7 protein-coding genes and 1 pseudogene are annotated in these 7,451 nt (G+C 48.9%); all 8 read right to left on the bottom strand.

What is annotated here, in order from left to right; translation table 11 throughout:
• Window positions 1-116: 116 nt before the first annotated feature.
• Window positions 117-1,193 carry a class II fructose-bisphosphate aldolase gene (fbaA, locus tag MES37_RS22585; protein WP_064543598.1) on the bottom strand — a complete coding sequence of 359 codons (1,077 nt, stop codon included), beginning with the start codon at window positions 1,191-1,193 and terminating at the stop codon, window positions 117-119.
• A gap of 102 nt (window positions 1,194-1,295) precedes the next feature.
• The gene (gene pgk / locus MES37_RS22580; protein ID WP_064543596.1) at window positions 1,296-2,459 is read right to left on the bottom strand and encodes a phosphoglycerate kinase; all 1,164 of its coding nucleotides are present in this window, start codon (window positions 2,457-2,459) and stop codon (window positions 1,296-1,298) included.
• Window positions 2,460-2,508: 49 nt separating this feature from the next.
• Entirely contained in the window at window positions 2,509-3,528 is a 1,020-nt protein-coding gene (epd, locus tag MES37_RS22575) for an erythrose-4-phosphate dehydrogenase (RefSeq protein WP_064543594.1), read from the bottom strand.
• A gap of 317 nt (window positions 3,529-3,845) precedes the next feature.
• Complete coding sequence (locus MES37_RS22570; RefSeq protein ID WP_064543592.1) at window positions 3,846-4,553, bottom strand: nucleoside/nucleotide kinase family protein; 708 nt, start codon at window positions 4,551-4,553, stop codon at window positions 3,846-3,848.
• Window positions 4,550-5,059, bottom strand: coding sequence for an MltR family transcriptional regulator (locus MES37_RS22565; protein WP_121814917.1), 510 nt, complete (start codon window positions 5,057-5,059; stop codon window positions 4,550-4,552). Before MES37_RS22565 ends, MES37_RS22570 begins: the two co-directional genes overlap by 4 nt.
• 15 nt (window positions 5,060-5,074) lie before the next feature.
• On the bottom strand, window positions 5,075-6,046 hold the full coding sequence (gene glpX / locus MES37_RS22560; protein ID WP_064543588.1) for a class II fructose-bisphosphatase: 972 nt from the start codon (window positions 6,044-6,046) through the stop codon (window positions 5,075-5,077).
• Window positions 6,047-6,048: 2 nt separating this feature from the next.
• Window positions 6,049-7,323: a zinc-binding dehydrogenase gene (locus tag MES37_RS22555; RefSeq protein ID WP_064543586.1), complete on the bottom strand. Its 1,275-nt coding sequence runs from the start codon at window positions 7,321-7,323 to the stop codon at window positions 6,049-6,051.
• A 14-nt stretch (window positions 7,324-7,337) separates the two neighbouring features.
• Window positions 7,338-7,451, bottom strand: a pseudogene (locus MES37_RS22550) (hypothetical protein); the annotation flags it as partial.

Genomic DNA, 7,451 nt, shown 5'->3' with positions numbered 1-7,451 from the left:
AAGTGAATATGGATCGATATTTCAATAATAAATCTTGAGATAAAAGCGATTGCGCTCTCATCGTGATAAAAAAGCCCGCACGAGGCGGGCTTGATTCAAGCATTGACTACTTCAAATTACAGAACGTCGATCGCGTTCAGTTCTTTGAATGCTTGCTCCAGACGGGTGATCATAGAAGTCTGAGCAGAACGCAGCCATACGCGTGGATCGTAGTATTTCTTGTTCGGTTGGTCTTCGCCTTTCGGGTTGCCCAACTGGCCTTGCAGGTAAGCTTCGTTCGCTTTGTAGTAGTTCAGGATACCTTCCCATGTTGCCCACTGGGTATCGGTATCGATGTTCATTTTCACTACGCCGTAGCTTACGGAGTCTTTGATTTCTTGAGCAGAAGAACCAGAACCACCGTGGAATACGAAGTTCAGGCTGTTGTGCGGCAGATTATGTTTCTTAGAAACATAGTCCTGAGAATCGCGCAGGATAGTTGGGGTCAGAACCACGTTACCTGGTTTGTAAACGCCGTGAACGTTACCGAAAGAAGCCGCGATAGTGAAGCGTGGGCTAATAGCATTCAGTTTTTCGTAAGCGTAATCAACGTCTTCTGGCTGAGTGTACAGAGAAGATGCGTCCATATGGCTGTTATCTACGCCATCTTCTTCGCCACCGGTGCAACCCAGTTCGATTTCCAGAGTCATGCCGATTTTAGACATACGCTCCAGATACTTAGAACAGATTTCGATGTTCTCTTCCAGGGACTCTTCTGACAGGTCAATCATGTGAGAAGAGAACAGTGGTTTGCCAGTTGCTGCGAAGTGTTTTTCGCCAGCGTCCAACAGGCCGTCTAACCATGGCAGCAGTTTCTTAGCGCAGTGGTCAGTGTGCAGGATAACTGGAACACCGTAATGTTCAGCCATCAGATGCACATGGTGCGCACCAGAGATACCACCGAGGATTGCAGCTTGTTGGCCTTCAGCTTTCAGGCCTTTACCCGCCATGAACGCTGCGCCACCGTTGGAGAACTGAACGATAACTGGTGCTTTAACTTTTGCAGCAGTTTCGATAACGGCGTTGATAGAGTCAGTGCCTACGCAGTTAACTGCTGGCAGAGCAAAATTGTTTTCTTTTGCTACCTGGAAAACTTTCTGTACGTCATCACCGGTGATAACACCTGGTTTTACGAAATCAAAAATCTTAGACATGTTTGGTTGTCCTGTATCGTCGGCCGTTAGAAAAAACGTTTGTGCCACCTAAGACTTAGCGGCGGCAAAAATTAAACGGGCAGGAGACCCTGCCCATCATCATTACTTCTTAGCGCGCTCTTCGAGCATAGCTACTGCTGGCAGAACTTTGCCTTCCACGAATTCGAGGAAAGCGCCGCCACCAGTGGAGATGTAGGAGATTTTGTCTGCAATACCGAACAGGTCGATAGCTGCCAGGGTGTCACCGCCGCCTGCAATAGAGAACGCTTCGCTGTCTGCGATTGCATTGGCAACGATTTCAGTACCTTTACGGAAGTTCGGGAATTCGAACACGCCAACCGGGCCGTTCCACAGAATGGTTTTTGCATTCTTCAGGATTTCAGCCAGTTGCTGCGCAGAAGCATCACCGATATCCAGAATCTGCTCGTCAGATTTCACGTCGTTGACAGATTTCAGAGTTGCCGTAGCAGTCTCAGAGAACTCAGTCGCTACGCGAACATCAGCAGGAACTGGGATGTCACAAATAGTCAGCAGGCGTTTAGCTTCGTCAACCAGGTCTGCTTCGTACAGGGATTTACCGACGTTGTGGCCTTGAGCAGCAACGAAAGTGTTCGCGATGCCACCACCAACAATCAGCTGGTCAGCAATTTTGGACAGGGAATCCAGAACGGTCAGCTTGGTAGAAACTTTAGAACCGCCAACGATAGCCACCATTGGGCGAGCAGGTTCTTTCAATGCTTTACCCAGTGCGCTCAGCTCTTCAGCCAGCAGCGGGCCAGCACAAGCGATATCTGCGAATTTGCCAACGCCGTGGGTAGAAGCCTGTGCACGGTGTGCAGTACCGAAAGCGTCCATGACGAATACGTCGCACAGTGCAGCGTATTTTTTAGACAGGGTTTCGTCGTCTTTCTTTTCGCCTTTGTTAAAGCGAACGTTTTCCAGAACAACCAGTTCACCCGCAGCAACTTCAACGCCATCGAGGTAATCTTTAGCCAGGCGAACCGGAGCAGACAATTTGTCTTTCAGGTAGTTAACAACCGGCAGCAGAGAGAATTCTTCGTTGTACTCGCCTTCAGTCGGACGACCCAGGTGAGAAGTTACCATCACTTTAGCGCCTTGTTTCAGGGCTAATTCGATAGTTGGCAGTGATGCACGGATACGTGCGTCAGATGTCACTTTCCCTTCTTTAACTGGTACGTTCAAATCTGCACGGATCAGAACACGTTTTCCAGCCAGATCCAGATCGGTCATCTTAATTACAGACATGGTGAATCCTCTCGTTGATTCTTAAAGTTTTGCGGACGCTTTATGCGCCTTACCTGAAACCACTTGCGGCCATGACTAACGTCGTGTCGAGCATTCGGTTAGCAAAGCCCCATTCGTTATCACACCAGACTAAAGTTTTAATCAGATGTTGCCCACTGACCCGCGTTTGTGTGCCATCAACAATGGCACTGTGCGGATCATGGTTAAAATCAGTCGAGACCAACGGTAATTCCGTATAGTCAACTATACCATGAAATGAATCACGTGCTTCTTTTTGCAGCAACCTATTGACTTCATTAGCATTGACTGCTTTTTTCACCGTCACGCTTAAATCGATCGCCGTGACGTTAATGGTCGGAACACGTACCGCAATCGCCTCGAAACGATCGTTAAATTGCGGGAAAATACGTGTGATACCAGCAGCAAGACGCGTATCAACAGGAATAATAGACTGGCTGGCAGCACGTGTGCGGCGCAAGTCTGGATGATAGGCGTCGATAACTTGTTGATCGTGCATCGCGGAATGGATGGTGGTCACTGTGCCCCATTCAATACCGTACGCATCATCAAGCAATTTGATAATAGGAATAATGCAGTTTGTGGTGCAGGAAGCATTCGAAACAATGCGATGTTCAGCAACCACACTTTCATGATTCACACCGTAAACCACGGTGGCGTCGAGGTCGTTACCGCCGGGATGAGAGAAGAGGACTTTTTTGGCACCGGCAGCCAGATGCGCTTCACCGTCTGCACGGGAGCCAAACACACCGGTACAATCCAGCACCACATCCACGCCCAGTTCACGCCACGGTAAATCAGCAATATCCGGTTCGTGCAGAATACGGACGGTGTCATCACCTACCCATAACTGGTTGCGTTCCTGACGAACGTCCCAGGCGAAACGACCATGGCTAGTGTCATACTTCAACAGATGCGCCATGCCCGCAGCATCAGCCAGTTCATTGATTGCTACGACGGTAATTTCCGCACGGCGACCGGATTCGTACAATGCACGTACCACGTTGCGCCCAATGCGACCGAAGCCATTAATTGCTATGCGAACGGTCATATCTCTCCTGCCAGAATCCCTGAGACTAAGTGGCTGACAGAGTAATCCAGCAATCGTCTGAGGGGAATCCTCGCACTCTCGAAACTGCAATTGTTTGCTTAATTGTCGAACATTTATTCGACTGAAACGCTTCAGCCATGTTAAGCGATACGGGGAATAAATGGAACGTTACCCCATGACAGGCAACCGATCTTCTGACATACGTCACAAATTTGATGGAATAAATGCAACGAGAAACCCACGTTGAATGAATAACAACCAGCTATCCACAGGAATAATGGAAATACCACAGAGTCGTTTACACGACCCTGCCGGTATCAATTGAGATGATAGCCACCCTGCTCATCCATAACTAACTGCATATCGGCAGACAGGCTTCCTTCGAGCACACGTAAAACATTCGGCCCATCAGTGGCGTGGAAAAATTCCTCCGCCTGCTCACGGCTCAAGCCGCCACGTATTTTTCGGCTAATCAATCGTTCGGAAAGCAATTCCGCAGGAGCAGCGATAAACACAGAAAAATCGCAAAGGGGGCGCAATGCCTGCCACTCTGGCTGATTGAGCAGCAGCCAATTGCCTTCAACCACCACAATGGGCGCTTCAACGGTAATCGCATTTTCCAGCGGATCGTGCAGATTACGATCGTACTGCGGCCAGCGACTGCCAGGCTTTTGCAGATCCTGCAATGCACCAGTTAGCTTCTGAATATTAAACGTTTGCGGTGCGCCTTTATGTTGCTTGAGATTGTTCGCAAGCAGATATTCGTTGTAGTGATGGAAGCCATCCATCGGTAAAGCCTGTATCGCAGGTAATGCCGGATCGAGCGAAGACAAATATTCCCAAAACGCCACCAGCGTTGACTTACCGGTGCCGGGTGGAGCCGCCAAAAATACCACCAGCCGACGCTGTAATTGCTTTTGCTTTGCGGCGAGTTGCTTTAATAAAGGCTTATGTAACGCTTCGACTTCTTGTTCTTTAAAACAGGCTTGTGTCTCTAATCCATTAATAATTAATGTGACTTTCACCAGACTAGCTCCTTCAATAATGAAGTCACCGCCAGAGATAACGCCGTTTTCACTAAGCCGCCATAACGCGCTTCGGAATAGATTGAGAAATCCGAATACTTCATGCTTTTTATTGCATTAAACAATGTCGCGTTTTGGGTAATCGAATTGAGGTTCGCAATAAAATCGTAAGTGAGGTCATCATGAAACTGAATTGCCACTTTGCTGTGTTGCACAAAATCACAGAACTGGGAAAAACAGGTAATATCGGCATACAGCCATTTATCCATTTTCCCCAGCGCGTAAATCAGGCGCAGCGCAACGTCGATATCATCCAGCGGCCCACTTCTGGCAAGCAAAGGCTTAACCGCGTACTCAACGATCTCTTCATCATTATCAACAAATAACGAAGGTAGAAATTGCCTGATGCCGGAAAGCAAAATATCGTGCGCGACGCTCATAAATGAGGCCAAATCACTTTGCGCTTCCAGTTGTTCAAGTACTTCATCTTCGTTCAAGGTGGTCATTAATAGCTCAGTACATTAGAGGTGATGTAAAGAGTCTATAATATTACAGGTGCGCTCTATACCATTAATCAAGAGCGTTTGAGTGCGTACAACATCACCTTCTTCGCGCACTCCCTGCAAAATATCCCCGCCGGTTACGCCGGTTGCGGAAAATAATACCTCGTCGCTTTTGACGATTTCATCAAGGCTGTAAATACGATTGATTTCGACGCCCATTTCACGGCAGCGGCGTTGCTCAGAATCAGCAATTTGGCGATGTTCAGGCGTCTCCCCTTTTGCCTGGCAGAAATCCATTAATTCCACCTGCATTTCGCCACCTAATGCTTTCACCGCACAGGCAGAAATTACGCCCTCTGGTGCGCCGCCAATGCTGTACATCACGTCGTATTGATTATCCAGCAAGCAAGTCATCACGCTTGCAGCCACGTCACCATCCGGTAATGCAATCACTTTCACGCCCAGGCTTGTAGCTTCGGCAATTATTGCCTGGTGGCGGGGTTTATCGAGGGTCACCATCCGCAAACGCTCCAGCGGTTTGCCGAGCGCGTTGGCAATATTTTTTAGGTTATCTGCGAGCGTTGCCGCAAGGCTAATCACCCCTTTGGCTTTCTTGCCCACCACGATTTTCTTCATATACATATCGGGGGCATGCAGCAAGGTACCAACCGGTGCGCAGGCCATCACCGCCAGCGCATTGTTTTGCCCCATCGCCACCATGCGCGTGCCTTCGATGGGGTCAACGGCGATATCGATTTGCCGGGAATCGCCCTTTCCTAACATCTCGCCGATATACAGCATCGGCGCGTGGTCAATCTCCCCTTCGCCAATGACAATCCGCCCCTGCATATCAATTTGATTAAGTGCATCACGCATTGCCTGCACAGCCACGCCATCAATCTGATTCTTATCGCCGCAGCCGATCAATGGCCAGGCTGCAAGCGCGGCCCGTTCCGTGGTGCGGAAAAATGGATAAGCCAGCGTTTTCATGGTTAGGCCTCCACACCGATATCAACGCCAAAATGGGCTAACAGATGCTTTTCCGCCGCTTCGTTCCAGACGCCGTGTGTTTCAGCCACCAGTTCGGCAAGGCGTTTAAATAATGGATCGGTTTCACCCAGGCTGGCGAATTCAGTGATTGCCGTCAGCGGCATGGTGACACCGTTGTAAATCAGCTTTTTACCGCCCGGGATATCCGGCAGATTCAGCACGGTTTCAGGAACCGCATCCAGGCCACCCACATGCGTAACCATAAACGAAGGCTGTAATCGCCCGCTGGCAGCAAGTTCAATGGCTTCAATCATGTCATCGGCGGAGCCGCCAGATGTGCCAACAATATGCGTGCTGCCGTAATGCACGTTGTAGAAATTAAACGGCACCTTGAAGTTTTTATCCGTTGGTCCGGCGAAGAAATTCAGGCAGCCGTCGTCAGCGAGCAGGTCATCACCCAGCTCAATCACCGCAGGTACGGCGGCATAAACGAAGACGTCATCAAAGCCCGTACCACCGGTCATCTCACGTAACGCCGCCGCAGGGTTATCCAGTTCTTTGCTGTTCACATACACCAACTCGATACCGTTTTTGGCCGCCAGCTCTACAGGCAAGAGTTTTTGTGCCTGTGCCAGTCTGGCTTCATCAATATCAACCACCACCACTTTGCCCGGTTTGATATTGCCGTTAATTGCATAATCAATGGCACCGATGCCCATCGGCCCGGCACAGGCTAATAATGCCAGGTTGCCACCGGGTTTAATTCCCATGCGATGTTCATAAACGTATTGCGTGGTGTGATAGTTCGCTTTATAAGCCCCAATAATACAGCACATTGGCTCCGCTAAAGAGGCGGCTGCAAAATATGATCCTCTATAAGGTAAAACACAGCCCAGATCGATAGCCTGTTTTGGGATAATCATATACGTGGCATTGCCACCGAAGTATTCATAGCTATAACCGGCTGAATATCCACTCGGCAAACCCATTGCCGGTTGTAATACATAACGCTGGCCTTTCTTATATTGGCCGAGAAGATTATTCCCGACTTCGACAATGACTCCTGCGCATTCATGCCCGGTAATTACTGGGTGGTTATTTAAATCATCTGGTACACGTTTATGGTCACTCGCCAGTAGCGCCGCTTTCCATGTTGATAAACACACGCTATCTGAAATAACGCTCACTAATAACTCATCATCAGTGATTGCCGGTAATTCAAACTCACGGATACGGACGTCCCGCTTGCCATAAATGGCTGCAACTTTAGTTTTCATAAGAATCCTTATTATTAAGCCTTAGCGGTTAATTCATTAAATAACGCATCGAGTTTCGGGTCGCCAATATAGTTATTAATCAGGATCAGCGGTTTGTTAGTCACCAGTTTGACGCGCCCTTCCAGGCT

Source organism: Buttiauxella sp. S19-1 (genome assembly GCF_022134725.1).
Taxonomy (GTDB): domain Bacteria; phylum Pseudomonadota; class Gammaproteobacteria; order Enterobacterales; family Enterobacteriaceae; genus Buttiauxella; species Buttiauxella ferragutiae.
The sequence above is the reverse complement of the archived record's forward strand: the minus strand, read 5'-3'. Positions and strand labels throughout refer to the sequence as shown.